Annotated in this window: 20 protein-coding genes and 1 pseudogene; 7 read left to right on the top strand and 14 right to left on the bottom strand. The window is 71.8% G+C overall.

Translation table 11 applies throughout. The features are described from left to right. Both OG574_RS23945 and OG574_RS23940 read right to left on the bottom strand, forming a co-directional pair. Nucleotides 1-168, bottom strand: a pseudogene (locus tag OG574_RS23945) (Uma2 family endonuclease); the annotation flags it as partial. 115 nt (nucleotides 169-283) lie between these two features. Next, nucleotides 284-2,110 carry an acyl-CoA dehydrogenase gene (locus OG574_RS23940; protein ID WP_326774881.1) on the bottom strand — a complete coding sequence of 609 codons (1,827 nt, stop codon included), beginning with the start codon at nucleotides 2,108-2,110 and terminating at the stop codon, nucleotides 284-286. A 175-nt stretch (nucleotides 2,111-2,285) separates the two neighbouring features. Here OG574_RS23940 and OG574_RS23935 point away from each other — a divergent pair, with 175 nt between their 5' ends. The 3 genes from OG574_RS23935 to OG574_RS23925 all read left to right on the top strand — a co-directional run bounded on the left by OG574_RS23935 (nucleotide 2,286) and on the right by OG574_RS23925 (nucleotide 5,018). Beyond that, nucleotides 2,286-2,753: an SseB family protein gene (locus OG574_RS23935; protein WP_100596474.1), complete on the top strand. Its 468-nt coding sequence runs from the start codon at nucleotides 2,286-2,288 to the stop codon at nucleotides 2,751-2,753. 119 nt (nucleotides 2,754-2,872) lie between these two features. Beyond that, nucleotides 2,873-3,835, top strand: a complete 963-nt coding sequence (locus OG574_RS23930) for a pirin family protein (protein WP_326774880.1) — start codon at nucleotides 2,873-2,875, stop codon at nucleotides 3,833-3,835. 76 nt (nucleotides 3,836-3,911) lie between these two features. Continuing rightward, a complete protein-coding gene (locus OG574_RS23925) occupies nucleotides 3,912-5,018 on the top strand; it encodes an AI-2E family transporter (protein ID WP_326774879.1) in 1,107 nt (368 codons plus the stop codon). Here the strand turns inward: OG574_RS23925 and OG574_RS23920 are convergent. Then, nucleotides 4,949-7,150, bottom strand: a complete 2,202-nt coding sequence (locus OG574_RS23920) for an ATP-binding SpoIIE family protein phosphatase (RefSeq protein ID WP_326774878.1) — start codon at nucleotides 7,148-7,150, stop codon at nucleotides 4,949-4,951. The two genes, OG574_RS23925 and OG574_RS23920, sit on opposite strands and share 70 nt — an antisense overlap. Nucleotides 7,151-7,282: 132 nt before the next feature. Here OG574_RS23920 and aspS point away from each other — a divergent pair, with 132 nt between their 5' ends. Next, nucleotides 7,283-9,052 (top strand): aspartate--tRNA ligase, encoded by a 1,770-nt coding sequence (aspS, locus tag OG574_RS23915; RefSeq protein ID WP_100596470.1) that lies wholly within the window; start codon nucleotides 7,283-7,285, stop codon nucleotides 9,050-9,052. Between the two features lie 151 nt (nucleotides 9,053-9,203). Next, nucleotides 9,204-10,115, top strand: coding sequence for an intradiol ring-cleavage dioxygenase (locus OG574_RS23910; RefSeq protein ID WP_442816844.1), 912 nt, complete (start codon nucleotides 9,204-9,206; stop codon nucleotides 10,113-10,115). A 22-nt stretch (nucleotides 10,116-10,137) separates the two neighbouring features. On the opposite strand, the gene OG574_RS23905 is transcribed toward OG574_RS23910, so the two are convergent. The 4 genes from OG574_RS23905 to OG574_RS23890 form a co-directional block, all read right to left on the bottom strand. After that, nucleotides 10,138-10,590, bottom strand: coding sequence for a hypothetical protein (locus OG574_RS23905; protein ID WP_326774876.1), 453 nt, complete (start codon nucleotides 10,588-10,590; stop codon nucleotides 10,138-10,140). Between the two features lie 95 nt (nucleotides 10,591-10,685). After that, nucleotides 10,686-12,398 carry a methionine--tRNA ligase gene (gene metG / locus OG574_RS23900; protein WP_326774875.1) on the bottom strand — a complete coding sequence of 571 codons (1,713 nt, stop codon included), beginning with the start codon at nucleotides 12,396-12,398 and terminating at the stop codon, nucleotides 10,686-10,688. Nucleotides 12,399-12,553: 155 nt separating this feature from the next. Beyond that, on the bottom strand, nucleotides 12,554-13,567 hold the full coding sequence (gene adhP / locus OG574_RS23895) for an alcohol dehydrogenase AdhP (protein WP_326774874.1): 1,014 nt from the start codon (nucleotides 13,565-13,567) through the stop codon (nucleotides 12,554-12,556). A gap of 126 nt (nucleotides 13,568-13,693) precedes the next feature. Beyond that, nucleotides 13,694-15,478, bottom strand: coding sequence for a VWA domain-containing protein (locus OG574_RS23890; protein ID WP_326774873.1), 1,785 nt, complete (start codon nucleotides 15,476-15,478; stop codon nucleotides 13,694-13,696). A gap of 227 nt (nucleotides 15,479-15,705) precedes the next feature. On the opposite strand from OG574_RS23890, the gene OG574_RS23885 reads away from it, so the two are divergent. Next, entirely contained in the window at nucleotides 15,706-17,796 is a 2,091-nt protein-coding gene (locus OG574_RS23885; RefSeq protein ID WP_326774872.1) for a PhoX family protein, read from the top strand. Nucleotides 17,797-17,812: 16 nt separating this feature from the next. Here OG574_RS23885 and OG574_RS23880 read toward each other — a convergent pair whose 3' ends face one another. Continuing rightward, nucleotides 17,813-18,754, bottom strand: a complete 942-nt coding sequence (locus tag OG574_RS23880) for a LysR family transcriptional regulator (RefSeq protein WP_326774871.1) — start codon at nucleotides 18,752-18,754, stop codon at nucleotides 17,813-17,815. A gap of 198 nt (nucleotides 18,755-18,952) precedes the next feature. Between OG574_RS23880 and snpA the strand changes: the two genes are divergently transcribed. Continuing rightward, nucleotides 18,953-19,618, top strand: a complete 666-nt coding sequence (gene snpA, locus OG574_RS23875; RefSeq protein ID WP_326774870.1) for a snapalysin — start codon at nucleotides 18,953-18,955, stop codon at nucleotides 19,616-19,618. 91 nt (nucleotides 19,619-19,709) lie between these two features. Here snpA and OG574_RS23870 read toward each other — a convergent pair whose 3' ends face one another. The 6 genes from OG574_RS23870 to OG574_RS23845 form a co-directional block, all read right to left on the bottom strand. Then, the gene (locus OG574_RS23870) at nucleotides 19,710-21,668 is read right to left on the bottom strand and encodes an FUSC family protein (protein WP_326774869.1); all 1,959 of its coding nucleotides are present in this window, start codon (nucleotides 21,666-21,668) and stop codon (nucleotides 19,710-19,712) included. A gap of 31 nt (nucleotides 21,669-21,699) precedes the next feature. After that, nucleotides 21,700-22,710, bottom strand: coding sequence for an endonuclease/exonuclease/phosphatase family protein (locus OG574_RS23865; protein ID WP_326774868.1), 1,011 nt, complete (start codon nucleotides 22,708-22,710; stop codon nucleotides 21,700-21,702). 107 nt (nucleotides 22,711-22,817) lie between these two features. Then, nucleotides 22,818-23,318 carry a DUF7144 family membrane protein gene (locus tag OG574_RS23860; RefSeq protein ID WP_100596462.1) on the bottom strand — a complete coding sequence of 167 codons (501 nt, stop codon included), beginning with the start codon at nucleotides 23,316-23,318 and terminating at the stop codon, nucleotides 22,818-22,820. Further along, on the bottom strand, nucleotides 23,315-24,232 hold the full coding sequence (locus OG574_RS23855; RefSeq protein WP_326778597.1) for a hypothetical protein: 918 nt from the start codon (nucleotides 24,230-24,232) through the stop codon (nucleotides 23,315-23,317). Before OG574_RS23855 ends, OG574_RS23860 begins: the two co-directional genes overlap by 4 nt. Before the next feature lie 103 nt (nucleotides 24,233-24,335). Continuing rightward, nucleotides 24,336-24,752 (bottom strand): hypothetical protein, encoded by a 417-nt coding sequence (locus OG574_RS23850; protein WP_100596460.1) that lies wholly within the window; start codon nucleotides 24,750-24,752, stop codon nucleotides 24,336-24,338. A gap of 86 nt (nucleotides 24,753-24,838) precedes the next feature. Beyond that, a complete protein-coding gene (locus OG574_RS23845) occupies nucleotides 24,839-26,548 on the bottom strand; it encodes an IclR family transcriptional regulator domain-containing protein (protein WP_326774867.1) in 1,710 nt (569 codons plus the stop codon). Nucleotides 26,549-26,583 lie beyond the last annotated feature (35 nt).

Raw genomic sequence — 26,583 nt, 5'->3', positions numbered from 1 at the left:
GCGCTGCGGACTGACGAAAGCCGGGCTCCCGTCGATCAGCTCTGTGTGCGGCGGGAGGTCGTCAAGCGTGAAGAAATCGTCCACGGTGTAGCCGTCCGGTGGCGGGACCGGCCATTTGGAATCGTCGCGCCGCGGCTGCGAAGCCTCAGGCAGTGCCTCGGCGGTCATGGTTCCTCCCGAGGTGGGATTTCGGCCGTCCACTCGGCGTACCCAGCTGATACGACAGCGCCGCCACCCGAAAGTGTCCGGGTGGCGGCGCCGGTGACTACTGGCGGGCCGGAGGCTAGAACGCGGCCTCGTCCAGCTCCATCAGGTCGAGGTCGACCTTCTCGGAGAGGCGGCGCTCAAGGCCGACGCCCGGCAGGACGTTCGCGGCGAAGAACTTCGCGGCGGCGATCTTGCCCTGGTAGAAGGCCACGTCCTTGGCGGAGGCGGTCTCCAGCTTCTCGGCGGCGACGGCCGCGCCGCGCAGCAGCAGGAAGCCGACGACCACGTCGCCGGAGGCGAGCAGCAGGCGGGTGGTGTTGAGGCCCACCTTGTAGATGTTCTTGGTGTCCTGCTCGGTGGCCGCGAGGTCGGTCAGCATGACGCCGACGATGGCCTCCAGCTCGACGGCCGCCTTGGCGAGCGCCTCGCGGGCCGGGGCGAGCGCCTCGCCGCCCGTGCCGACCGCGAGGAACTTCTTGATCTCCTCGGCGAGGCCGTTGAGCGCGGCGCCCTGGTTGCGGACGATCTTCCGGAAGAAGAAGTCCTGGCCCTGGATCGCGGTGGTGCCCTCGTAGAGGGTGTCGATCTTGGCGTCGCGGATGTACTGCTCGATCGGGTACTCCTGGAGGTAACCCGAGCCGCCGAACGTCTGGAGCGACTGCGCCAGCTGCTCGTAGGCCTTCTCCGAGCCGTAGCCCTTCACGATCGGCAGGAGGAGGTCGTTGAGGGCGTGGAGCTGCGACGCGTCCTCGCCCGCGGCCTCCTTGACCGCGATGTCGTCCTGGACGGCGGCGGTGTGCAGCACGAGCGCGCGCATGCCCTCCGCGTACGCCTTCTGCGTCATGAGCGAGCGGCGCACGTCCGGGTGGTGCGTGATGGTGACCTTGGGGGCCGTCTTGTCCATGAACTGGGCCAGGTCGGGGCCCTGGACGCGCTCCTTGGCGTACTCGAGCGCGTTCAGGTAGCCCGTCGACAGCGTGGAGATCGCCTTCGTGCCGACCATCATGCGGGCGAACTCGATGATGCGGAACATCTGGCGGATGCCGTCGTGCTTGTCGCCGATGAGCCAGCCCTTGGCGGGGTGCTGGTCGCCGAACGTCATCTCGCACGTGTTGGACGCCTTGAGGCCCATCTTGTGCTCGACGTTCGTCGCGTAGACGCCGTTGCGCTCGCCCAGCTCGCCGGTCTCCCAGTCGAAGTGGAACTTCGGGACCAGGAAGAGGGAGAGGCCCTTGGTGCCGGGGCCGTGGCCCTCGGGGCGCGCGAGCACGTAGTGGAGGATGTTCTCCGACATGTCGTGCTCACCGGACGTGATGAAGCGCTTCACGCCCTCGATGTGCCAGGAGCCGTCCTCCTGCTGGACGGCCTTGGTGCGGCCGGCGCCCACGTCCGAACCGGCGTCCGGCTCGGTCAGGACCATCGTCGAGCCCCACTGCTTCTCGACGGCGATCTCGGCGACCTTCTTCTGCGCCTCGTTGCCCTCCTCGAAGAGGATGCCGGCGAACGCCGGGCCGGAGCAGTACATCCAGATCGCGGGGTTGGAGCCGAGCAGCAGCTCCGCGTAGGCCCAGATCAGGGAGCGCGGCGAGGTCGTGCCGCCGATCTCCTCGGGCAGGCCGAGGCGCCAGTACTCGGAGTCCATGAAGGCCTGGTACGACTTCTTGAAGCTCGCCGGTACCGGAGCGGTGTTGGTCTCCGGGTCGAAGACCGGCGGGTTGCGGTCGGCGTCCGTGAAGGACTCGGCCAGCTCGTTCTCGGCGAGGCGGGAGACCTCGTCGAGGATGCTCTTGGCGGTGTCGACGTCCATCTCCGCGAACGGGCCGCTGCCGTACAGCTTGTCGCGCCCGAGTACCTCGAAGAGGTTGAACTCGATGTCGCGGAGATTCGACTTGTAGTGCCCCATGGCGACGGCTCCGTTTGGCTGGTGAGCGGGATCTTCGTAAACACGCACTACTCGCAAGTAGCAAGCGCCTACGATAATGCTACCCGTCGGTAATAAGACGCAACCCCTGATCCGCCAATGTGAGCAGGGTCTAACGGCGCCCGCGCTCCGGCCCCGCCTCGGTAGTCTGGCCCCCATGTACGGCTACGACCAGACCGCGGGACCCGGGCAGCAGTACGCGCCGCCGCAGCAGGGCATGCAGGGCGGGTACGGCCAGCAGGCGCCGCCGCTGTATCCGGAGCCGTCGCCTCCGTCGCTGGCTGACGCGGTCCGCGCCTTCACCACGGGCTCGATGTCGGCCGAGGACTTCCAGCAGATCTTCGCGACGTCGAAGGTGTACTGCCCGCGCGGCGACAACCCCGGCTTCCTCGCGCTGCACAACACCCAGCAGCCGGTCATCCCGATGTTCACCTCCCTCAAGGAGCTGCGCAGGTACGCGGGCAAGGAGTCCAAGTACTTCGTGATCACCGGCGCCGAGGTGATCGACCTGCTCCCGACCGGGTACGGCTTCGTCCTCGACATGGAGGGCGAACACCGGATGGTCTTCGACGCCAAGGCGGTCGAGCAGATGGTCGACTTCGCGATGCGCCGGATGTACGGCTAGACGTCGCCACGCAGGCAGGCACCCAGGACGCCCGGAGGGAATTCCCTCCGGGCGTTCCGTGTTCCAGGTGGCAGAAAGTTCTACGTTCAACTAAACTCGGAGCACAAGGAGGTCCCGACATGCCTGCAGTGACCGTCGAAAACCCGCTGACCCTGCCCCGTGTGGCCGCGTCCGCCGACGCCGTGGCCCGCCCCGTGCTGGCCGTGACGACCGCGCCCAGCGGATTCGAGGGCGAGGGGTTCCCGGTGCGCCGAGCGTTCGCCGGGATCAACTACAAGTACCTCGACCCGTTCATCATGATGGACCAGATGGGTGAGGTGGAGTACGCGCCCGGAGAGCCCAAGGGCACGCCCTGGCACCCGCACCGCGGCTTCGAGACCGTCACCTACATCATCGACGGCACCTTCGTTCACCAGGACTCCAACGGTGGTGGCGGCACCATCACCAACGGCGACACCCAGTGGATGACGGCCGGCTCGGGCCTCCTGCACATCGAGGCGCCGCCGGAGGCGCTCGTCATGTCCGGCGGGCTCTTCCACGGCCTCCAGCTGTGGGTGAACCTCCCGGCCGCCGACAAGATGAAGGACCCCCGCTACCAGGACATCCGCGGTGGCCAGGTCAAGCTCCTCACCACCGCCGACGGCGGCGCCCTGCTGCGCGTCATCGCGGGTGAGCTCGACGGCCACGACGGCCCCGGCGTCACGCACACGCCGATCACGATGGTCCACGCGACCGTCCGCCCCGGCGCCGAGCTGACGCTGCCGTGGCGCGAGGAGTTCAACGGCCTCGCGTACGTCCTCGCCGGCCGCGGCACCGTCGGCACCGACCGCAGGCCGGTCCACATGGGCCAGACCGCCGTCTTCGGCGCGGGTTCCTCGCTGACCGTCCGCGCGGACGAGACGCAGGACTCCAACACCCCGGACCTCGAGGTCGTCCTCCTGGGCGGCCGCCCGATCCGGGAGCCGATGGCGCACTACGGTCCGTTCGTCATGAACACCCGCGACGAACTCCAGCAGGCGTTCGAGGACTTCCAGGCGGGCCGGCTCGGGGTCATCCCGGGAGAGCGGATCCCGCACACGTAAGCGGTATCTGATTGTCCGTCACTCGCGTGGCCCCGCCCGGAAGGTCGGGGCCACGCGCGCGTGATGCCCTGTGGGGGTGCACACAGGTACAGGTAAGCCGCTTCTTCCCGAACCAGCCCGCCGCACCGCCGCCTGGTGCGTGGTCGCCCTGCTCGTCACCGGGGTCGCGGCCGTCGGTATCTGGCTGTGCATCGTCTTCAAGACGGCCGTCACACCCCTGCTGCTCGCCCTGCTCGGCACGGCCCTGCTCGGGCCGGTGCACGGCTGGCTGATCCGCAGGAGGGTCAGCCGGGCGCTCGCCGCCATCCTCACCTGTGTCGCCCTCATCGCCGTCGTCGGCGGCGCCGGCTACATCGTCGTCAAGACCCTCATCGACACCGGCGACCAGATCGTCGACTCGGTGCGGGCAGCCGGCGACTGGATCAAGGACCACTTCGGGATCACCGCGGCCGACGACCTCGGATCCGCCGCCGGCAGCCTCAAGGACCTGGTGTCCAAGTGGGGCGCCAGCGCCGCGAGCGGGGTGCTGGCCGGCCTCTCCGTGCTCGGCTCGCTCCTCGCGACCAGCGTCCTCGCCCTGCTGCTCACGTTCTTCTTCCTCAAGGACTCCGACCGGGCCGCGGGCCTCGCGCACAGCATCGCGCCCGGCCGCGCCGGGGAAACCCTGGAGGCGATGGGGCGGCGCGCCTTCCAGGCTGTCGAGGGCTTCATGCGCGGGACCACGCTGATCGCGCTCATCGACTCGATCTGCATCACCGTCGGCCTGCTCGTCCTGAAGGTGCCCGGCGCGGTCGGGCTCGGCTCCCTGGTCTTCGTCGGCGCGTACATCCCCTACCTCGGGGCGGCGATCTCCGGCGCCGTCGCCGTCCTCGTGGCGCTCGCCGACCGGGGCTGGGTGACTGCCCTGTGGGTGCTCGGCGTCATCCTGGCCGTGCAGCAGCTGGAGGGCCACATCCTGCAGCCGATGATCCAGTCCCGCACCGTGCAGATGCATCCCGCGATGGTGATGCTGGCGATCACGGCCGGCGCCTCCGTCGCGGGCATCCTCGGCATGCTGCTCGCGGTGCCCGTGACGGCGGCCGCCTTCGGGGTGGTCGGGGAGCTGCGCACGCGCTACTCCGCAGGCGAGGGGCCGTCGGCGCCGTCGGGGGGTTCACGTGAAACGTCGGCCGAGGGCTCGTAGAGCTCGAACCAGATGCTCTTGCCCTCGCCCCTCGGGTCCACGCCCCAGCGGTGGGCGAGCAGCTCCATCAGGACGAGGCCGCGCCCGGACGAGGCGAGCTCGCCGGGGCGGCGCTTGTGCGGCAGGTCGTCGCTGGCGTCGGCGACCTCGGCGCGCAGCCGCCGCGCGGGCCCGCCGGTGACCTCGGCGACCAGCAGCGCGTCGCCGTCCGTGTGGACGAGGACGTTGGTGAGCATCTCCGAGATCATCAGGACCGCCGAGTCGACCTGGTCCTCGTCGCTCCAGTCGTGCAGCAGCTCGCGCAGGTGCTGGCGGGCGGCGGCGACCCGCTCCGGCTCGGCCTGGGCGACGGTCATCGCGGTGCGGCGCGCGGGCATGGGCGCCTCGGGCAGGTCCGTCCTGGCGAGGAGCAGCACGGCTATGTCGTCCTCGCGCCGGTCGGCGAGCGGGCCCGTCGTGTAGTGCGAGGAGGGGCCGTGCACGGCCCGCACGAGCGCGTCGGCGAGGTCCTCCAGGCGGTCGGGGTCGATGGGCTGCTCCCCGTGCTCCTCGAGGATGCCGCGGATGCGCGCCCAGCCGGTGTCGAGGTCGTGGCCGCCCGTTTCGATGAGGCCGTCGGTGCAGATCAGCAGCGTGTCGCCGGGTTCGAGGGTGAGCCGGGTCGTGGGGTAGTCGGCGTCGGGGTCGACGCCGAGGGGCAGCCCGCCCGCGGTGGGCCGCACCAGGACCGTCCCGTCGGTCATGCGTATCGCGGGGTCGGGATGGCCCGCGCGGGCGATCTCCAGGGTTCCCGTCTTCGGGTCGGCCTCCACGTACAGACAGGTCGCGAAGCGCGGGTCGCCCGCCTCCGAGCCCTTCTCGACGCCCTTGCCGGGGCCGCCCGTGGAGCCGTACGTGATGGAGTCGGTGACCCCGTACAGGAAGCGCGAGGCGCGGGAGAGGACGGCGTCCGGGCCGTGCCCCTCGGACGCGTACGCCCGCAGCGCGATCCGCAGCTGTCCCATCAGGCCCGCGGCCCGCACGTCGTGCCCCTGCACATCGCCGATGACGAGCGCGATGCGCCCGGTCGGCAGCGGGATCATGTCGTACCAGTCGCCGCCGACCTGGAGGCCGCCGCCGGTCGGGACATAGCGGGCGGCGACGCTCATCCCCGGGATGTCGGGGCCGAGCGTCGGCAGCATCGAGCGCTGGAGCCCGTCCGTCAGCTCCCGCTCCGACTCGGTGATCCCGGCGCGCGACAGGGCCTGTGCCAGCATCCGCGCCACCGTCGTCAGGACGGAGCGCTCGTCGGGTGTGAAGGACACCGGGTAGGTGAACGCCGCCATCCAGGTGCCGATGGTGCGGCCGGCGACGATGAGTGGCAGGAACGCCCAGGACTGCCGGTGGAAGCGCTGGGCCAGCGGCCAGGCGGCCTGGTAGCGCAGGCGGTACTGCTCGGGCGACGACAGATAGACGGCGCGGCCGGTGCGCACCACCTCGGCGGCCGGATAGTCGGTGTCCAGGGGCATGTCCGTGAAGGGCCCCTCCTCGCCCGGCTCGTGCCCGTGGTGCCCGATGACCGTGAGCCGGTCGCCGCCGACGCCGAAGACGGCGAGGCCGTCCGGCGAGAACCCCGGCATGGAGAGCCCGGCCGCGACCCGCAGGACCTCCTCGGTGGATCCCGCCTCGGCGAGCGCCCGCCCGGCGTCCAGCAGGAACGCCTCACGGGAGCGCCGCCAGTCGCCGGTCACGGGGGTGAGCGCGGCGGACCCGGGCGTGGGCTCGCTGACCTCCTGGAGCGTGCCGATCAGCTCGAACGCCTGCGAGTCGCCGTGCACGATCGGCTTGGAACGGCTGCGTACGGTCCTGATGACCACGCCCTGATCGTCCATGATCCTCAGCCGGGCCTCGGCGAGGGTGCCCTCGGCGACGGCGAGCTGGACGACGCCGTCGATCTCGTTCCAGTCGACGGGGTGGAAGCGGGACCGCACGGTGGCCTCCGTCAGCGTCACCGGGCATTCGGGCAGGCCGAGCAGCCGGGCCGCCTCCGCGTCGAAGGTGACCAGCCCGGCCCGGTTGTCCCACCGCCACACACCGGTGTCGAGGGCGGCGAGAACGTCCCCCACGGGCGGCAGGGGGTCACCAGTGCGCATGGCCCCACTCTAAGAAGAGGTGATCGTGGACGGCCACCGAGGCTATTCGCAGAGCGATCATGGGGCGGCCGGTACCCTGGGGCTTCGGGCATGCCCGGCCAATCCCCAATCGCAAAGACTGGATGAACGACGATGCATCGGTACAGGTCCCACACCTGCGGCGAGCTCCGCGCCTCTGACGTCGGATCCGACGTCCGGCTGAGCGGCTGGCTGCACAATCGGCGCGACCTGGGCGGCATCCTCTTCATCGATCTGCGCGACCACTACGGGATCACGCAGCTCGTCGCCCGCCCCGGCACCGCCGCCGCCGAGGTCCTCGACAAGCTGACCAAGGAGACGGTCGTCCGCGTCGACGGCAAGGTCGTCTCGCGCGGCGCCGACAACGTCAACTCCGAGCTGCCCACGGGCGAGATCGAGATCGAGGCCACCGAGGTCGAGGTGCTCGGCGCGGCCCAGCAGATCCCGTTCACGATCAACGCGGACGACGGGGTGAACGAGGAGCGGCGCCTGGAGTACCGCTTCCTCGACCTGCGCCGCGAGCGCATGCACCGCAACATCATGCTGCGCTCGTCCGTCATCGCCTCCATCCGCTCCAAGATGGTGGCCCTCGGCTTCAACGAGATGGCGACGCCGATCCTCAGCGCCACCTCCCCGGAGGGCGCCCGCGACTTCGTCGTCCCCTCGCGCCTGAACCCGGGCAAGTTCTACGCGCTGCCGCAGGCCCCGCAGCAGTTCAAGCAGCTGCTGATGATCTCGGGCTTCGACCGCTACTTCCAGATCGCGCCCTGCTTCCGCGACGAGGACGCGCGCGCGGACCGTTCGCCGGGCGAGTTCTACCAGCTCGACGTGGAGATGTCCTTCGTCGAGCAGGAGGACGTCTTCCAGCCGATCGAGAAGCTCATGACCGAGCTCTTCGAGGAGTTCGGCGGCGGCCGCCACGTCACGTCCCCGTTCCCGCGGATCCCGTTCCGCGAGTCGATGCTCAAGTACGGCTCGGACAAGCCGGACCTGCGCGCCCAGCTCGAACTGGTCGACATCTCAGACGTGTTCGAGGGCTCCGAGTTCAAGGCGTTCGCCGGGAAGCACGTGCGCGCGCTGCCCGTCCCGGACACCGCGTCGCAGTCCCGCAAGTTCTTCGACGGCCTCGGTGACTACGCGGTCGAGCAGGGCGCGAAGGGCCTCGCCTGGGTCCGTGTCGCCGAGGACGGGTCCCTCACGGGCCCGATCGCGAAGTTCCTCACGGACGAGAACGTCAAGGTCCTCACCGAGCGCCTCGGCCTGAAGGCCGGCCACGCCGTCTTCTTCGGCGCGGGCGAGTTCGACGAGGTCTCCAAGATCATGGGCGCCGTCCGTGTCGAGGCCGCCAAGCGCGCCGGGCACTTCGAGGAGGGCGTCTTCCGCTTCTGCTGGATCGTCGACTTCCCGATGTACGAGAAGGACGAGGACACCGGGAAGATCGACTTCTCGCACAACCCGTTCTCCATGCCGCAGGGCGGTCTCGAGGCCCTGGAGACCAAGGACCCGCTGGACATCCTGGGCTGGCAGTACGACATCGTCTGCAACGGCGTGGAGCTGTCCTCCGGCGCGATCCGCAACCACGAGCCCGAGATCATGCTCAAGGCCTTCGAGATCGCGGGCTACGACCGTGACACCGTCGAGGAGCAGTTCGCGGGCATGCTCCGCGCGTTCCGCTTCGGCGCCCCGCCGCACGGCGGGATCGCCCCCGGCGTCGACCGCATCGTCATGCTCCTCGCCGACGAGCCCAACATCCGCGAGACCATCGCGTTCCCGCTCAACGGCAACGCGCAGGACCTGATGATGGGCGCGCCCACGGAGCTCGACGAGACGCGCCTGCGTGAGCTGAACATCCAGCTCCGCAAGCCGGTGGCCGAGAAGAAGTAACGCCCGCCAGTCTCCGAAGGGGCCGGAACCGTTGATCGGTTCCGGCCCCTTCGCTGTGCGGACTCACAGCCCGTCCCCATGTCCCTGACAGGTGGCGGTCCTAGCTTCGCTTCCCATGACAGAGACTCAGGGACCAGCGCACAAACGTGACATGACCCGCAGGAAGGTCATCCTCGCGGGCGGAGCCGCCGTGGCGGCCGTCGGCGTCGGGGGCTCCATCGCCGCCAACGCGTTCGCCGGGGAGACGGACACCGCCGACAGGAAGTCCGAGGCGGAGTCCTGCTACCGGCTCACCTCGGAGACCACCGAGGGCCCGTACTACATCGACGCGGACAAGCTCCGCCGCGACATCACGGAGGACAAGGAGGGCATCCCGATGGTCCTCCGCCTCAAGGTGATCGACGCCGAGACCTGCAAGCCCGTGCGGAACGCGGCGGTCGACATCTGGCACTGCGACGCGCTCGGGATCTACTCCGGGTACGAGTCCCTCTCCACCGGTGGCGGTGGCGGTGGCGGCACGCCCCCGAGCGGCGCTCCGAGCGGAGCCCCGACCGACCAGCCGTCCGGCACCCCGACGGGCGCCCCGCCCGGGGGAGGCGGTGGCGGCGGGCACGAGGAGCCCACCGACGACGAGCGTTATCTGCGGGGCACCTGGAAGACGGACAAGCACGGCAGGGTCGAGTTCAGGACGATCTTCCCCGGCTGGTACCGGGGCCGTGCCGTGCACATCCACACCAAGGTCCATGTGGACGGCAAGTGGACCGACGCCGGCTACGAGGGTGGCCACACCTGCCACACCGGCCAGTTCTTCTTCGAGGAGGCCGCGGTCATCGCCTCCGGGAAGGTCGCGCCGTACTCGACGAGCACGACCGAGCGCACGACGCTGACCGAGGACACGATCTACGACCAGAGCGGGACGACGGGCGGCCTGCTGAAGCTGACGTACGGCAAGGGGCGCATCGCGAAGGGCGTCATCGGGTCGATCACGATGGCCGTGGCACCCGACGAGACGCACGACAGCGCGGACACGCAGCCGGGCGCTTCCGCGTCGACGGCTTCCTGACGGGCGTCGCCGCGGGCTGCGCTCAGGTGTCGTACCGGCCGTCCCACGGTTCGCCGAAGCCGAGGCGGTCCGGGTAGAGCTCGGCCCAGCCGCCCTCGTCGTCGTCCTCGGCGATCAGGCCGAACAGCACGCGGTCGACCGCGAGCCGGAAGGGGCGGACGGCGATGTCGGCGTAGGTGCGGCCGGGCAGGGCTGCCAGGAGTTTGTCCAAGTGGGCGTGGGCCTGGGCGAGTTCGGCCCCCTCGGCCCAGGTTCCCGCGCACCAGATCTCCGAGTCGCGGTACCGGCCCGAGGCGTCGAACGTGTGGAGCACCGCGTAGAGCCGCTTGTGCTCCTCCCAGCCGTCGTCGGGCCGGTAGCCCTCGGGGAAGGCGTAGGTGACCGTGGCCAGGAACTGGCCGTCCGAGTACCGGCCGATGGTGGCGGTGCGGTGGTCCGGCTCGTGGGCGATCGGGATGGTTGCGGGAACTGGCATGGCGAAACCCTAATCGCGGTCGTGAACATGCCAGTAACGGGGTACGGGAAAGGGGTGCGAGGACCGGCCCTCGCACCCCTTTCCCGCGGAATGTCTTACTCCGGAGCGCCGCCGAACCGCTCGCGGTAGGACTCCAGGTCCTCCTCGGTGATCTTCGCGAAGAGCACCGGCGGGACCGTGAAGGCCGTGCCCGCGGGGACGGTGTCCAGGGCCGCGGCCTGCTCGGCGGTGACCCACGTGGCCGTGTCGTCGGCCAGCGCGAACGCGCCGCGCATCGCCTTCGACGAGGCCGGGATGAAGGGCTCGGACACGACCGCGTACAGGTGGATGAGGTTCATCGCCGTACGCAGCGTGAGGGCCGCGGCCTCCGGGTCGGTCTTGATCTCCAGCCAGGGGGCCTTCTCCTCCAGGTAGGAGTTGCCCGCGGACCACAGGGCGCGCAGCGCGGACGCGGCCTTGCGGAACTGGAGAGCCTCCATCTGGGCCTCGTACTCGGCGAGCAGCGCGGCGATCTCCGTGCCGAGCTTCGCCTCCGCCTCGCCGGCCTCCTTGCCCGCGGGCACGTCGTCACCGAAGCGCTTGCGGGAGAAGGACAGGACGCGGTTCACGAAGTTGCCGAGGGTGTCGGCGAGGTCCTTGTTCACCGTGGCCGCGAAGTGCTCCCACGTGAAGGAGGAGTCGTCGGACTCCGGCGCGTTGGCGATGAGGAAGTAGCGCCAGTAGTCGGCCGGCAGGATCTCCAGGGCGGCGTCCGTGAAGATGCCGCGCTTCTGCGACGTGGAGAACTTGCCGCCGTAGTACGTCAGCCAGTTGAAGGACTTGAGGTAGTCGACCTTCTTCCACGGCTCGCGTACGCCCATCTCCGTGGCCGGGAACATGACGCTGTGGAACGGGACGTTGTCCTTGGCCATGAACTGCGTGTACCGGACGTCGTCGGCCTCGTACCACCACGACTTCCAGTCGCGGTCCGCCGGGTTCTGGTCGGACCACTCCTTCGTCGAGCCGATGTACTCGATCGGGGCGTCGAACCAGACGTAGAAGACCTTGCCCTCGGCGGCCAGCTCCGGCCACGTGTCGGCCGGGACGGGGACGCCCCAGTCCAGGTCACGGGTGATCGCGCGGTCGTGCAGGCCCTCGGTCAGCCACTTGCGGGCGATGGAGGAGGCCAGCTGCGGCCACTCGCCCGCGGTCCGCGCGATCCACTCCTCGACCTCGACCTGCAGCTTCGACTGGAGCAGGAAGAGGTGCTTCGTCTCGCGGACCTCCAGGTCCGTGGAGCCGGAGATCGCCGAGCGCGGGTTGATCAGGTCCGTCGGGTCGAGGACGCGCGTGCAGTTCTCGCACTGGTCGCCGCGCGCCTTGTCGTAGCCGCAGTGCGGGCAGGTGCCCTCGACGTAGCGGTCCGGCAGGAAGCGGCCGTCGGCAGGCGAGTACACCTGGCGGATCGCGCGCTCCTCGATGAACCCGTTCTCGTCCAGCTTGCGCGCGAAGTGCTGCGTGAGCTCCGCGTTCTGCGCCGACGAGCTGCGGCCGAAGTGGTCGAAGGCCAGGCCGAAGCCGTCGTACACGGCCTTCTGCGCGTCGTGCGCCTGTCCGCAGAACTCGGCGACCGGCAGGCCCTGCTCCTTCGCGGCCAGCTCGGCGGGCGTGCCGTGCTCGTCGGTGGCGCAGATGTACAGGACGTCGTGGCCGCGCTGGCGGAGGTACCGGGAGTACACGTCCGCCGGGAGCATGGACCCCACCATGTTGCCCAGGTGCTTGATTCCGTTGATGTACGGAAGGGCGCTGGTGATGAGGTGTCGAGCCATCGGGGGCTGCTCCCAAGTCGCTGCGTGCGGTGACGGTGTACGTCAGTCGAATCAAAGAATCGTAGCCGACACGGCGGGGCCGCCCCTCCCGCTATTTACGGGGTGGACGGCCCTGGGGGTGCGGCGCGTGTGCGGGCGCGGCGCGTGTGCGGTGTCTAGCGGAAGTCGAAGACCAGCCGGGCCGCGACCCGGCCCGCCAGGATGTCCTCGATCGCCTCGTTGACCTCCTTGAGCCTGCGCTGCTCGCGGATGACACGGGTACGGCCGAGGCGGTGCAGCTGGAAGACCTCGGCGAGGTCCTGCCGGGTGCCGACGATCGAACCGATCACGCTCTTGCCGTCGAGCACGTGCTCGAAGACGGGCAGCTCCAGCTTGCCGCCGGCCGGCAGCGCGACCAGGACGAGCGTGCCGTGCCTGCGCAGCGAGCCGTACGCCGCCCGGAGCGACGCGTTCGAGACGGCGAGCCCGATCGCGACGTCGGCGCCGCCCAGCCTGCGCACCGCCTCGGCGACGTCCTGGCCGCGGGCGTCGATGACATGGTCGGCGCCCAGCTCGTGCGCGAGGCGCAGCTTGTCGTCGGTGACGTCCACGGCGACGGTCTCCGCGCCCGCGATCCGCGCGTACTGGAGCGCGAGGTGGCCGAGGCCGCCGATCCCGGAGATCAGCACGCGCTTGCCGGGGCCCGCGCCCGGCACCTTCACGGCCTTGTACGTCGTCACTCCCGCACAGGTCAGCGGGGCGGCGTCCAGGGGGTCGAGGCCGTCGGGGACCTTCACGACGTAGTCGCCGTGCGCGACCGCGTACTCCGAGAAGGAGCCGTCGACCGAGTAGCCGGTGTTGCGCTGCTTCAGGCAGAGCGTCTCCCAGCCGGACACGCAGTGGTCGCAGTGGCCGCACGCCTCGCCCAGCCAGGCGATGGCGACCCGGTCGCCGACGTTGATGTGGCCGACCCGCTCGCCCAGGTCCTCCACGATCCCGATGCCCTCGTGGCCCGGGACGAACGGCGGGTTCGGCTTGACCGGCCAGTCACCGGCGGCGGCGTGGATGTCCGTGTGGCACAGCCCGCTCGCCTCCATACGGACGAGGACCTGGTGCGCCGCCGGCCGCGGAATCACGCGGTGCTGGATCTCCAGGGGCCGGGTGAAGTCGGTGACTACGGCGGCCTTCATGGTGCGCGGTCCTTCCCTAGGTGCCGGAATTCATCCAGCTTCTCCCGATTCTGGGCGGACGGCGCGTGGGAACGGCCGCGCCCCCTGTCCCGCCGGGGCGGTTCAGGGGGCGCGGTGTGGTGCGGGTCAGGCCTGCTGCGACTCCAGCCACTGCGGCAGGTCCGCGAGCAGCCCCTCGTACAGCTCGGCGTCCGTGAGCTCGCGGGGGGTGGGGCCCGCGTGGAAGAACGCGGCGTTGGGGGCCTTCAGCTTGCGCAGGTAGTCGAAGCCCTTGGCGTCGTGCTCGCCGAACGCGACGAACGAGAAGAACAGCGGGTGCCGGGCCGCGTCCGCGAGGGCCTGGTTGGCCGGGCCCTTCGCGTCCGGGGCGCCGTCCGTCTGGAAGACGACCAGGGCGGGCGTCTGCGACTGCGACTTCTCGTGGTGCGCCACGACCTCTTCGATCGCGCGGTGGTAACTGGTGCGGCCCATGTGGCCGAGCGACGCGTGCAGCTCGTCCACGCGGCCCTCGTGCCCGTCGAGGGTGAGCTCGCCGGTGCCGTCGATGTCGGTGGAGAAGAAGACGACGTGCACGGTCGCCTCGGGGTCGGTGTGCGCGGCCAGCGCGAGCACCTGTTCACCGAGCGCCTGCGCGGAGCCGTCCTTGTAGTACGGCCGCATCGACCCGGACCGGTCGAGCACGAGATAGACGGTGGCCCGGACCCCCGCGAGGTCCTGCTTCTTGAGCGCACTCCCGGCGGCCTTGTAGGCAGCGGCGAGCCCGGGGGCCCGCGACTTGACCCGGGCGAGGGGGAGGGCGGGGGCCTCCGGCTCGGTCTCGACGACAGCCTCCGGCTCGGGGTCGGCGACGGGCTCCGGCGCGGCTGCGGCGACCGGCTCGACGACGGCCTCGGCCTGCGGCTCCGTCTCGGTGACGGGCTCGGCGACGGTCGCCGGCTCGGTGTCGGCCTGGGGCTCGGTCTCGACGTCGGCCTCGGGGGCCGCGTCGGCCTCGGCCTTCGGCTCGGCGGCCGGCTCTGCGACAGCCTCCGCGTCCGCCTCGATCTCGGCGACGGTCTCCGGCTCTGCCTCGGCTACCGGCTTGGTCTCGGCGGCGGCCTCGGGGGCCGCCTTGGCCTCCGCCTCGGCCTCCGCCTCCGCCTTGGCCTCCGCCTCGGCCTCCGCCTCGGCCTTCGGCTCGGCGGCCGGCTCCGAGACAGCCTTCGTCTCTGCCTCTGTGACGGGCTCCGAGACAGCCTCGGCCTCCGCCGCGACCACGGGCTCCGCGCTCTCGGCGGCCGGTTCCGCTTCGGTCTCGACGACGGCCTCGGGCTCCGGCTCGACGACGGCCTCGGGCTCCGGCTCCGGCTCGGCGACGGGCTCGGCGACAGCCTCCGGCTCGGCCTCGGCTTCCGGCTTGGTCTCCGCGGCGGCCGCGGGGGCCGCGTTCGCCTCAGCCTTCACCTCTGCCTCGGCGGCGGCCGCGGGGACCGCGTCCGCCTCAGCCTTCACCCCTTCGTCGGCGACGGGCTCAGCGGCAGCCTCCGCCGCCGGCTCCGCGCGCTCCGCGGCCGGTTCCGCTTCCGCCTCCGCGACACCCTCCGGAGCCGTCTCGGCGACAGCCTCCGCTTCCGCCTCAGTGACCGGCTCGGCGGCAGCCGAAGTCGCCGCCTCGTCCACCGGCGAAGACGGCTTCGGGACCTTTACGTTGTCGAAGGCCGCGGCCACCAGGTCGTCCGCCTCGCGCGTCGAGGGCGCGGGCGTCGGCTCGGTCGACTGTGCGGGCACCTTCGCCTTTGCCTCGGCGGGCGGCGCGGTCTCGCCGGCCGGTGCCGGGACCGTCGCCTCGGGTGCGGCGGTCGCCGCCTCGTCACCCCGCGAGGACTTCCGCGGCCTTCCGAACGCGTTCCGCAGGAGATTCCGAATGCCCATGTGCGCAACCCTTCGCATGAGTTGGTTTCCGTAACCCCTGGCCAGGGCGGACACGTAAGGTTAGCCGCCACGCTCCGTGATCTTGGGCAGGGTCGCCCACCCGGGCGAAGGGCGTCCAACTGCCGCACGCCCGGCACAGGTTCACCCCTCGTTCACCCGCCGTCCCCCTCCTCGCTCGGCCGCGCCCTTAGCGTCACGCCCGAGTGACCGTAAAGGGGAGGAAAAGAGTGCGTAAAACGCTGCCGCTTCTCGGCTCGCACAACGGGGGCCGTGCCGCGCTGACCTGCCGGTTCCGTTGTGGGGACGCCTGTTTTCAGGAGGTGCCCAACACCAGTTCCAACGAGTACGTCGGTGACGTCATCGCCGGTGCGCTGAGCCGCCGTTCGATGTTGCGCACGGCCGCGGTCGTGACCGTGGCCGCCGCGACGGCCGGCACGGTCGTGGGATCGGGCGCCCCGCAGGCCGCCGCCGCCACGCCGTCGGGGGCGGCAACAGGCGTAGCGCACAAGGGCGAGAAGGGGGCGCGTGGACTGCGGTTCACGCCCGTCGCGCCGAACACGGCGGACCGCGTGACCGTCCCCGAGGGCCACGCTCAGAACGTCGTCATCAGCTGGGGTCAGCCCATCCTGCGCGGAGCGCCCGCCTTCGACCCGGACAAGCAGTCCGCAAAGGCCCAGGCAGGACAGTTCGGTTACAACAATGACTTTCTGAGTCTCCTCCCCCTGCGCGGTGAGCACGGACGTCAGGTCCTGGTCGCGAACCACGAGTACACGGACGAGATCCTGATGTTCAAGGGATACGACCCCGAGAACCCGACGCGCGAGCAGGTGGAGACCGCCTGGGCGGCGCACGGCCTGTCCGTCGTCGTCGTGGAGGAGTCCCGGCGCAGCGGCAGGCTGTCTGCCGTCACGCGCCACCAGCTCAACCGTCGCCTCACCGCCACCAGCGAGTTCCGCCTCTCGGGCCCGGTCGCGGGCAGCGCGCTCGTGCGGACGAAGGCGGACCCCCGCGGCCGTACCGTCCTCGGCACGCTCAACAACTGCTCGGGCGGCACCACCCCGTGGGGCACGACGCTGCACGGCGAGGAGAACTTCAACCAGTACTTCGCGAATGCCGCGAAGGTGACGGACCCGGCCACGGCCGCCCGCCTCAAGCGCTACGGCGTGACCGGCGAGGCCTCCGAGCGCAAGTGGGAGCGGTTCGACGACCGCTTCGACCTGGCCAAGGAGCCGAACGAGGCGAACCGCTTCGGCTGGGTCGTCGAACTCGACCCGTACGACCCGGAGTCGACCCCCCGCAAGCGCACCGCGCTCGGCCGCTTCAAGCACGAGGCCGCGCAGCCGCGCCTGACCGACGACGGCCGCCCGGTCGTCTACATGGGCGACGACGAGAAGTTCGACTACTTCTACAAGTTCGTGAGCAGCAAGCGCGTCGCCAAGGGCCGCTCGCGCGCCGCGCACGAGCACAACCTGACGCTCCTCGACGAGGGCACCCTCTACGTCGCCCGGCTGACCGGCGACTCCCCGGCCGCCGAGTTCGACGGCACGGGCAAGCTGCCCGCGGACGGCGAGTTCGACGGCGGCGGCGAGTGGCTGCCGCTCGCCACGGCGGGCCCGCACGGCGCGGTCTCGCACGTCGACGGCATGACGGCGGAGGAGGTCTACCTCTTCACGCGGTTCGCCGGTGACAAGGTCGGCGCCACGAAGATGGACCGCCCCGAGGACATCGAGCCGTCGCCGCACTCCGGCAAGGTCTACGTCGCGCTGACGAACAACTCGGACCGCGGCAAGGCCGGCAAGGCGCCCGCCGACGAGGCGAACCCGCGCAATCTCAACAAGCACGGGCAGATCCTGGAGCTGACCGAGCACCGGGGCCGCGCCGAGGCCACCACCTTCGGCTGGTCGCTCTTCCTCGTCGCGGGCGACCCGAACGACCCGGCGACGTACTTCGCCGGCTTCCCGAAGGACCGGGTCAGCCCGATCTCCTGCCCGGACAACGTGGCGTTCGACCCGCACGGCAACCTGTGGATCTCCACGGACGGCAACGCGCTCGGCACGCACGACGGCCTGTTCGGTGTCGCGACGCGCGGCGAGCGGCGCGGTGAGCTCAAGCAGTTCCTGACGATGCCGAACGGCGCCGAGACCTGCGGTCCGCTGGTCCAGGACCGCCGGGTCCTCGTCTCGGTGCAGCACCCGGGCGAGGTCGACGGCGCGTCCGTCGAGAAGCCGGCGAGCGCGTGGCCCGACGGGCCGGGGAAGATCGTCCGCCCGTCGGTGGTCTCCGTGTGGCGCGAGGACGGCTGCGACATCGGCGTCTGATCCGCCAGGGGCAGCCTCAGGCCGTTGCCGCGTCCGGCAGGCGCTCGCGATACGCGGGTGCCTGCCGGGCCGCTTCCCAGTAGGCGTCCTCCAAGTCCCCGTAGACCGCGTCGAGTTCGGCCTCCGTGCGGGCGGCAAGGACGAGGCGCACGCCGATCGGGTCGCCGTCGAGGGGTCTTATGGCCATGTCGGTGCGGGCCCGTGAGGTCGGCTGGCACAGGGTGACGACCTCGCCCGTGGCGACCAGGGACGCCGCCGTGAGGTAGTCGCCGTGCAGGATCGGGGGGTTGAGCCCGGCGGCACGAAGCACCCGCAGGAGACCGTGCCATTCGCCGTCCACGGTGGGGTCGACCATCCACCGGTCGTTCGCGAGGTCGGCGAGGCGCACGACGGGGCGGCGCGCGGCCGGGTGGTCGGCGGACAGGGACACGTACTGCGGCTCGCGTTCGACGAGCACGCGGCAGCGCAGACCCGGCGGGACGCGCAGCGGGCTGCCCTCGACCTCGTGCACGAACGCCACGTCGAGCCGGCCGTCACTGACGAGCCGGAGCAGGGTGGTCGCCGAGACGTCCATACGGAGCGCGGGCTCGCCGCCGGACGGGTGCTCGCGCTGCCGCAGCCGCCGCAGCCAGCCCGGTATGGCCCGGCTCGCCGTGGAGCCGATTCGCAGATGGGGGCCGCCGGCGGCGAGCGCGCCGGCCGCTCTGGTCTCCGTGACGAGAGCGCGCATGCCGTCGACGAGGGGGCGGGCGCGGTTCAGGACGACGTGGCCCAGGGGGGTTGCGCGACACCCGGTGCGCTCCCGGGCGAAGAGCGCGCCGCCGAGCGTGTCCTCGATGCGTCTGAGCTGGGTGGACAGCGACGGCTGGGTCATGCCGAGCAGACGGGCCGCCTTGTGCAGGCTCCCGGTGTCGTCGATGGCGCACAGCGCGCGCAGGTGCCTCACCTCGAGCTCCATGAACATCGAGCGTAAGGCGGTCACAGACGTCGCACCAGACGTCCAAATGCGAACCGAAACGGGCGAGTTGGGCGGGTGATAGCCCCGTCCTATCGCCAATTGCCATCATCCCCAGGGGTCCCGGGCGCCTCCACACTCTCCCTCGTACCGAACCGTTCACGTAACCCCCCACTCACGGAACGAGGAGGAGCCCCCCACATGAAGCTCTCCCTGCGCTACGCCTCGGTCGCGGCCGGCATGGCCCTTGCGGCCGGCGCGCTCGCCACCGCGGCCCCCGCGTCCGCCGCCCCGGCCCCGGTCGGCGCCGGCTACACCCACTACGCGGGTTCGGCCGAGGAGGCCGCCGCCAACAAGGCGTTCTTCCAGGCCGTCCTGAAGTCGGTCGCGGAAAAGCGCGCCGCGCACCCGGGTGCCGCGTCGGTCACCGTCACGTACGACGCGTCGGGCGCCCCGTCCTTCGCGCAGCAGATAGCCAACAGCACGTCGATATGGAACTCCTCCGTGTCGAACGTGAAGCTCCAGGCGTCCTCGGGCGGCGGCGACTTCTCCTACCGCGAGGGCAACGACCCGCGCGGCTCGTACGCGTCGACGGACGGGCACGGCAGCGGCTACGTCTTCCTGGACTACGCGCAGAACCAGGAGTACGACTCCACCCGTGTCACCGCGCACGAGACCGGTCACGTCCTCGGGCTCCCCGACCACTACGAGGGGCCGTGCAGCGAGCTGATGTCGGGCGGCGGCCCGGGCACGTCCTGCACGAACCCGAACCCGGACGCGAACGAGAGGGCCCGGGTCGACCAGCTGTGGGCCAACGGCTTCGCCAAGGCCATGAAGTCGCTGAAGCAGTCCGCCAAGACCGGCTGACCGTCACCGGCTGAACGAACCGGAGCTCACCCCCCACACCGATGCGGGCCGTCCCCTCCCCGGGGCGGCCCGCATCCGCGTCCTGCCGTTCTCAGTGCGGTGAGGCGATGGAGCGGGCGGCGGCGACCTCCTGGCGTACGGGTTCCAGCACCCCGTCGCGGTCCGCCTCGCTGAAGTCGGCGCGCACCCCCTTCAGGACGTCGGAAGCGCGCAGCCCCTGTGCCAGCTCCCGCAGTTGCCCCGCGGCCTGCGCCACCTCGGCGGGCCCCGGCGCCGGCGCCCCCTGCCTGACCCGGACCCGCGCCGCGGTCGTCGCGTCCACGATGCGTTCCACGGCGACGACGAGCGGCCACCAGGCGGCGGCGCGGCGGCCGATGGGCGGCGGTTCGGTCAGGGCGCGCTGGAACTCGGAGCGGATGACGGACAGGTCGCGGAAGAGCTGGCGGCGCATCCGCGCGCGGGCGGCCGGGACGTCCGGGTCCGCGGACGCCCCGAACGCGCGTTCCACGTACGTCGCGGTGTCCGCGACGGCGTCGGCGAGCCGGTCGCCGATGCGGGTGTGCCAGCTCTCGGGCCACAGCAGATATCCGGCGACCAGCGCGATCGCGCAGCCCATGAGGCTGTCCAGGAGCCGCGGCAGGACGAGCCCGATGCCCTGGTGGTTGAGGGTGTCGGACAGCAGCAGGATGGCCGGTGTGATGGCGGCGGTCTGATAGCCGTAGCCGCGCGGGGTGAGCGCCGGGATGAGCGCGGCGAGGACCATCAGCACGGGCACGTCCCACCACCCGCGGGGCACCTCGGCGAGGACCACCGTGGCGAGTACGAGCCCGACCGCCGTGCCGAGCGCGCGCTGGACGGCCCGCGAGAACACCGAGCCGAAGTCGGGCTTGAGGACGAACGTGATGGTCAGCGCCACCCAGTAGGAGCGGGGCACCGGCACCGTCGAGACGAGGATCTGGGCGAGGCCGATGCACAGGGCCAGGCGCAGCCCGTAGCGCCAGGAGGTGCCGGACAGCACGACGTTGCGCGCGGCGCGGAAGGCGCGCACGCGCAGGACGGCGGGCCGGCCGAGGCGGTCGGTGTCGAAGGCGCGGTGGGGGTCCGTGTTCTTGCTGGTGACGAGGTCGGCAGCGTGCCGCACGGCGTGGTCGACGGCGCGGGCGGCGGGGCCTTCGGGTGCGGGCAGGTCGAGGGGCCCCGCGTCGGTGCTGCCGGTGTCGACCGCGTCGGCGAGGCGTCGTACGGCGTCGGGGACGGCGGCGGGGAGCGGCACCCCCTGCTGGTGTGCGGCGGGCGCGGACTCGGCGATCGGGGTGAGCGCGTTCAACAGGGCGATCAGACGCACCAGTTCGGGGTTGCGGCCGTGGGAGAGGGCGCGCCGGGCGAGGACGAGGTCGTAGGCCTGGTTGAAGGACTGCGTGACGGCGAAGCGGGTCTCGACGTAGTTGGCGGCGTCGCCCGCCGACGCCAGGTGGTTCGCGACGGAGCGGTAGGTGGCGGCGACGGCGGCGCGTTCCGGCACCCCGGACCTCATCGGCCAGGCGAGCAGCGCGAACGCGAGGACGAGGAGTCCGCCGCCCGTCATCAGGAGCGGCGCGAGCCACCACTCGCCCGGCAGGGGCAGCCCGGCGCCGATCACGCAGTTGAGCAGGAGCAGCAGCCCGGACACCGAGGCGACCGCGCCGATCGTCGAGATCATCCCGGAGGCCAGCGCCACGCCCGTGAGGGTGGCGACGGCGACCCAGCCGTGCCCGTACACGAGTGCACCGACCGTCACGCCGACCGCGCCGAAGAGCTGCGGCACCGCGATGTTGAGGATCCGCATCCGGTAGGCGTCGGCGGTGTCGCCGATGACGCCGGACAGGGCTCCCATCGAGGCGAGCGCCCCGTACGCGGGCTGCCCGGCGGCGAGCCCGATCGCGAGCGGCAGCGACAGCGCGAGGCCGGCGCGCGCGACGGCCGCCCAGGGGATCGGCGCGGGGTGCGGACGCAGGGTCCTGACCAGCCAGTCGGGCGGTGCGAGATGGCGGGCCGGGGACTCTGGGCGCATGCCGTCCATTGAACGCTACGGGGCCCGGCGCTCAGGACGCTGCCGGTCGGTGCATCGTCAGGTCGACCAGGAGGGCGCGGTGGTCGGTGTCGGCCAGCTCGACGAAGCGGGCGGAGCGCGCGGAGAAGTCCTCGCTCACGAGGACGTGGTCGATCTGGGTGCCGAGCGGCGGGCGGACGCGCGAGGGCCAGCTCGGGGCGCGGGACTTCCCGGCGAGGCGGGCGCTGTCGTGCAGGCCCGCGTCGAGGATGCGGCGGAACGCGGCGTGGTCCTGCGTGGCGTTGAAGTCCCCGGCCAGGATGGTCGGCTGCGAGCGGCCCGCGGCGGCGAAGTCGCGCAGCTCGCCCAGCTCGGAGCGCCACAGGTCGACCTGCCGGGGCAACGGCGGCATCGGGTGCGCGAGCTGGAGCCGCACGTCGTGGCCCTTCACATCGGCGACGGCGCCTGGCATGCCCATGGTCCCCGGGACGCCCGCGGCGGCCTTGAGCGGATACCGGCTCAGAATGACCGACCCCTCCGAGCCTCCCGCCTCCACGGCCTGCCGGTACGGGAAGTCGGCGCGCGGCAGCTCACGGCGCAGGGTGTCCTGGCACCCGTAATCGCACTCCTCGACGAACACCAGGGCGGGCCGCTCGCGGCGCACCGCGCCCACGAGCGACTCGGTGCCGCGCCCGAACTGGACGTTCGAGGAGAGGACCCGCACATCGGCGACCGGCGGCCCGCTCGCGTCGACGTCCTTGCCGTACGGCTCGATGTACCAGGCGAGGGCGCCGAGCGCCGCGACGCCCCACACCATGCCGATACGCCAGCGCGCGAGCGCCGTGAGCAGCAGTGCGGCGCCCGTCGGCGCGAGGAGCCAGGGCAGGAACGCCAGGAGCTGCGGGACGGGGGTGACCCCGTCCACGTCCGCGATCCGGCAGCCCATGACCGCGCTGACGCCGGCGAGGAGCAGGCCCGCGGTCCAGGCGGCCAGGGTGCGGCCCGGCCTGCGGTCCCGGTCGTCGTAGGGGAGGACCGGCGGTGGGCCGGGCGCTTGCGTCACATGCTCCAAGGCCCGGGCCCGCCTTCCGCTCGCTCCGACACCCTCCGGCGCCGGATGCCGGAATCCTCCCTCAAAGACGGGGAGGCGCGGGGAACGGTTGCCCGGTTTCAGGCCCGGGCGGCGTCGTGCGAACCGTCGCTGACCAGCGCCCAGATGACGAAGACGCCGATGGCGATCGCGATGACCGACCAGATGGGCTCGTAGGGCAGGAACATGAAGTACGCGATGATGTACAGCGCGGCGATGGCGACGCCGACGCCGCGCGCCCAGCCGGCGCCCTTGAGGACGCCGAAGCCGGTGACCGCGACGATGACGCCGATGATCAGGTGGATCCAGCCCCACGTGGTGAGGTTGAAGGCGTACGTGTAGGTGCCGATGCGGGCGTACACGTCGTCCTTGGCGATGCCCGCGATGCCGTTCAGGATGCCCAGGATGCCGCCGACCATCATCAGGACGCCGGCGAAGACCGTGCCGCCTGACGCCCAGCCGCTGCCCGCGCCGTCGCCCCGGGTGGGGTCGGGCCCGGCGGAGCGGTGCTTGTCCGACCAGACGCCGTGGCCGGCGTCGGGTCCGGGGGGCGGTGTCGGGGTGGTGGGGGTCTCGCTCATTCAGTCCTCCTCGGTGTCACTGGAATGCTCACCCCGGAAGCGTCGGGCCGCATTTCGGGAGGAACCGGAGGGGCCGGAGGGCGCGGCGGTGTCCTGCGGCGCAGGCGCTCCGGCAGCCAGGCGCAGACGGCCACCGCGAGGGCCGCGCCCGCGGTCCACCAGGACGCGGTGCGCACCGACGAGCCGAGGGCGTCGTAGGCCGCGCCCGCCGCGGAGCGGTCCACGTCCGAGGGCAGGTTGTCGAGGGTGAGGGAGCGGCTCGTCGCGAGCGCGACGAGGAGCGCTCCCGCGGCCACTGCGACACCGAGCGCGGTCGCGGTCAGGGCGGGGCGCCGGCGCCGGGCGAGCGCGAGGCCCGCGGCGGCGAAGGCGACCGCGGCGAACGGGAGCCACAGGCCCGCCCGTTGGAGCAGGCGCAGCGACTGGCGCAGCCGGTCGAGGTCGCGCGAGCTGATCACGGTGATGGTGGTGTGCGTGACGGGGATGCGGTCGGCGAAGGGCACGCCGCCGTCCCTGAGCTGCTGCTTGACCTGGCCGGTGACGGGCGCGAGGTCGAGGGTGACCGGGCCGTCGGTGCCGTCGTCGATGGCCTGCTGCACGGCGTCGTGCGCGGCCCGGTTCGCCGTGTTCCACGCCTTCTGGAAGGCGTCGGTGCCGGTGAAGGACTCCACGGCGTCGTGCACGAACGCGTCCACGGCGGACTGGATCGGCCCCGCGTCGAGTTGCGTCACGATGGCGTTCGTGACGGCGTCGGCGACCGCGCCCCGCACGGCCGGTTCCGAGGCGAGCGGAGCCATCGTCGCGACGTACCGGTCACTGTCCCCGACCTCGTACTTCGCCCAGACGGAGAGCGTGCCGAGCGGCACGAGCAGGCAGGCCAGGACCAGCAGGACGACGGACAGGGCTCTTCGCATCACCCTCCCAGGCAACGGGCGGGCTGCAGGGGGCGCCACCGGGGCGGGGCAGATGGCGGCTTCTGCGGTGGAGGGCTCGACCGAACGGGTGTTTCCAGGTCGGTCAGTTCTCGTGGGTGTAGTAGCGGTAGAACATGGTCGCGAACACACCGGCGGCGACCGTCAGGGCCATGATCGTGGACCGCAGGACCGAGGCGTCGGTCAGGCTGTAGAGATAGCCGAACGCGATACCGGCCCACGCGGCCCAGGCGACGGCGCGCAGTTCGCGCGGCAGCCGGAACGAGGCCCGGTGGATCCCGAAGGTGACCACGGCGACGATGACGCCCGTGAGGACGCCGAACAGGACGTTGCCCGTGGTGATCGGGCTCGGGCTCAGGCTCGGGACGGCGTCGCGGCGGATGCCCGAGGCCCAGAAGCCGTAGACGATGCCGAGCAGGAGAGAGAGCGCCATCGGGAGCCTGGAGCCGGCCGCCATGGAGCGCAGGCCGGAGGTTCCTGAGACGGGTGCCGCGTGAGCCATGACGGCTCCTTTCTGCCTTTCCCCCCGCCTTCCATTGACCTCCGTCGCCTTCCGATCCGCAACATTGCGGACGGTTCCGTGCCGCTCTAAGCCGCGGGGATACGGGCGAACCGCCCGGCGACGTGCAGATCGGCCTCGATGTGCGAGGCCGTGGCGAGCAGCGCGGGCAGGACCTCGTCCGTGACCCGGGCCAGGTCGCGGCGGCTGCTGTGCGTGGCGACGTTCACCGCGGCGACGACCTGCCCGGCGAGGTCGCGCACCGGTACGGCGACGGAGCGCAGCCCTTCCTCCAGCTCCCCGTCCACGAGCGCGTGCCCCTGTCGCTGTACGTCGTCCAGGAGCGCGCCGAGCCGGTCGGCGCCGGTGACGGTGCGCGGGGTGAGGGGAGTCAGGTCGGCGCGGGCGAGGAACGCGGCCCGCGCGTCCGGGGCCAGACCCGCGAGCAGGACCCGGCCCATGGACGTGGCGAAGGCGGGGAAGCGGGTCCCGACCGAGATGTTCACGCTCATCACCCGGCTCGTCGCGACGCGCGCCGTGTACCGGATGTCGTCGCCGTCGAGCACGGTCAGGGACACCGAGTCGTGCAGCTCGACGGAGAGCGCCCGCATGTGGGGCGTGGCGATCTCGGCCAGCGTCAGGTGGGACAGGGGCGGGAAGCCGAGGGCGAGGACGCGGGGCGTGAGCCGGAAGCCTCGGCCGCGCGAGGCCACGTATCCGAGGTACTCCAGCGTGATCAGGGCGCGGCGCGCGGTGGCCCGCGCCAGGCCCGTCGCCGCGGCGATCTCGGTGAGGTTCAGCTCGGCCCGCCCGGCCCCGAAGACGGTGAGCACGGCGAGCCCGCGCGCCAGCGACTCGACGAAGTCCCGCCCGAGCCCCTGCTTGGCCTCGGCGGCCCAGGCGGCGTCCGGTCCCTTCGCCTGCGCTCCCGTCGGCGCGGGAGCGTCCGGTCCCGGGCCCGGCGCAGGGCCGTCCGGCGCCGGTTCGCGCAGGGCCTCCTCCATCTCCGTGACAGCGGCCCGCAGCCGCCCCAGCATCGCCTCGCGCAGTGACGCGGCGGTGTGGCGGCTGGTGTGGCTGACGACGCTGACCACGCACGCGATGTCGTCCCCGGGACCCCGTACGGGCACGGCGAGCGCGACGAGGCCGGGCTCGATGAGCTGGTCGTCGAGGGCCCAGCCGGCGGCCCCGGCGCGCGCCACGCGCTCCTCGAACCGCTCCTTCTCCGGCTCCTGGCGGGGCGGCACCGCGGGGAACCCGCGGTCCTCGGGATCCGCGGCCCGCCGGGCCCGCCACCGCGCCCACATGTCCTCGTCCCACGCGCCCGCGAACAGCGGTCCCGGCGCGGTGCGTTCAGCGGGCAGCAGGTCGCCGATGCGGAAGCTCAGCGACATGGCGCGACGCCGCGTCGCCTGGTGGATGAAGCGGATCCCGTCCCCGTCCGGGACCGCGAGGGACACCGACTCGTCCAGCTCGTCCGCGAGCCGCTCGGCGCGCGGCCCGAGCAGCGCGGGTACCCGCAGAGCGCCCAGACAGGCGTTGCCCACGGCCATCAGCGGCGGCGCCAGCGTGGCGTCACGCCCGTCGAGGCGCAGGCACCCCATGTGCGCGAGGGTCGCGCAGATGCGGTCGACCGTGGACCGGGCGAGGCCGGTCGCCCGCGCGAGCTCGCTGAGGCTCAGCGTGCCGCCGGCGTCGGTGAGCCGCCGCAGCACGTCGATGCCGCGCATCAGCGGCGTGACGGCCTCCGCGGGCACCGCGACGCCGGGGTCGAGGGTGGGAACCGGTCCAGTGGACATGTGCGATGACTGCTCTCCGTGACGCATTCTCCGGC

Source organism: Streptomyces sp. NBC_01445, from assembly GCF_035918235.1.
Classification (GTDB): Bacteria; Actinomycetota; Actinomycetes; order Streptomycetales; family Streptomycetaceae; genus Streptomyces.
Note: the sequence above shows the minus strand (reverse complement) of the source record. Positions and strands in the feature narration are given on the sequence as shown.

Bases quoted from the DNA above. Each gene is read 5' to 3' on its own strand.
- OG574_RS23940 (WP_326774881.1), bottom strand. From the start codon at position 2,110: ATGGGGCACTACAAGTCGAATCTCCGCGACATCGAGTTCAACCTCTTC.
- OG574_RS23935 (WP_100596474.1), top strand. From the start codon at position 2,286: ATGTACGGCTACGACCAGACCGCGGGACCCGGGCAGCAGTACGCGCCG.
- OG574_RS23930 (WP_326774880.1), top strand. From the start codon at position 2,873: ATGCCTGCAGTGACCGTCGAAAACCCGCTGACCCTGCCCCGTGTGGCC.
- OG574_RS23920 (WP_326774878.1), bottom strand. From the start codon at position 7,150: ATGCGCACTGGTGACCCCCTGCCGCCCGTGGGGGACGTTCTCGCCGCC.
- aspS (WP_100596470.1), top strand. From the start codon at position 7,283: ATGCATCGGTACAGGTCCCACACCTGCGGCGAGCTCCGCGCCTCTGAC.
- OG574_RS23910 (WP_442816844.1), top strand. From the start codon at position 9,204: ATGACCCGCAGGAAGGTCATCCTCGCGGGCGGAGCCGCCGTGGCGGCC.
- OG574_RS23905 (WP_326774876.1), bottom strand. From the start codon at position 10,590: ATGCCAGTTCCCGCAACCATCCCGATCGCCCACGAGCCGGACCACCGC.
- metG (WP_326774875.1), bottom strand. From the start codon at position 12,398: ATGGCTCGACACCTCATCACCAGCGCCCTTCCGTACATCAACGGAATC.
- adhP (WP_326774874.1), bottom strand. From the start codon at position 13,567: ATGAAGGCCGCCGTAGTCACCGACTTCACCCGGCCCCTGGAGATCCAG.
- OG574_RS23890 (WP_326774873.1), bottom strand. From the start codon at position 15,478: ATGGGCATTCGGAATCTCCTGCGGAACGCGTTCGGAAGGCCGCGGAAG.
- OG574_RS23880 (WP_326774871.1), bottom strand. From the start codon at position 18,754: ATGGAGCTCGAGGTGAGGCACCTGCGCGCGCTGTGCGCCATCGACGAC.
- snpA (WP_326774870.1), top strand. From the start codon at position 18,953: ATGAAGCTCTCCCTGCGCTACGCCTCGGTCGCGGCCGGCATGGCCCTT.
- OG574_RS23870 (WP_326774869.1), bottom strand. From the start codon at position 21,668: ATGCGCCCAGAGTCCCCGGCCCGCCATCTCGCACCGCCCGACTGGCTG.
- OG574_RS23860 (WP_100596462.1), bottom strand. From the start codon at position 23,318: ATGAGCGAGACCCCCACCACCCCGACACCGCCCCCCGGACCCGACGCC.
- OG574_RS23855 (WP_326778597.1), bottom strand. From the start codon at position 24,232: ATGCGAAGAGCCCTGTCCGTCGTCCTGCTGGTCCTGGCCTGCCTGCTC.
- OG574_RS23850 (WP_100596460.1), bottom strand. From the start codon at position 24,752: ATGGCTCACGCGGCACCCGTCTCAGGAACCTCCGGCCTGCGCTCCATG.
- OG574_RS23845 (WP_326774867.1), bottom strand. From the start codon at position 26,548: ATGTCCACTGGACCGGTTCCCACCCTCGACCCCGGCGTCGCGGTGCCC.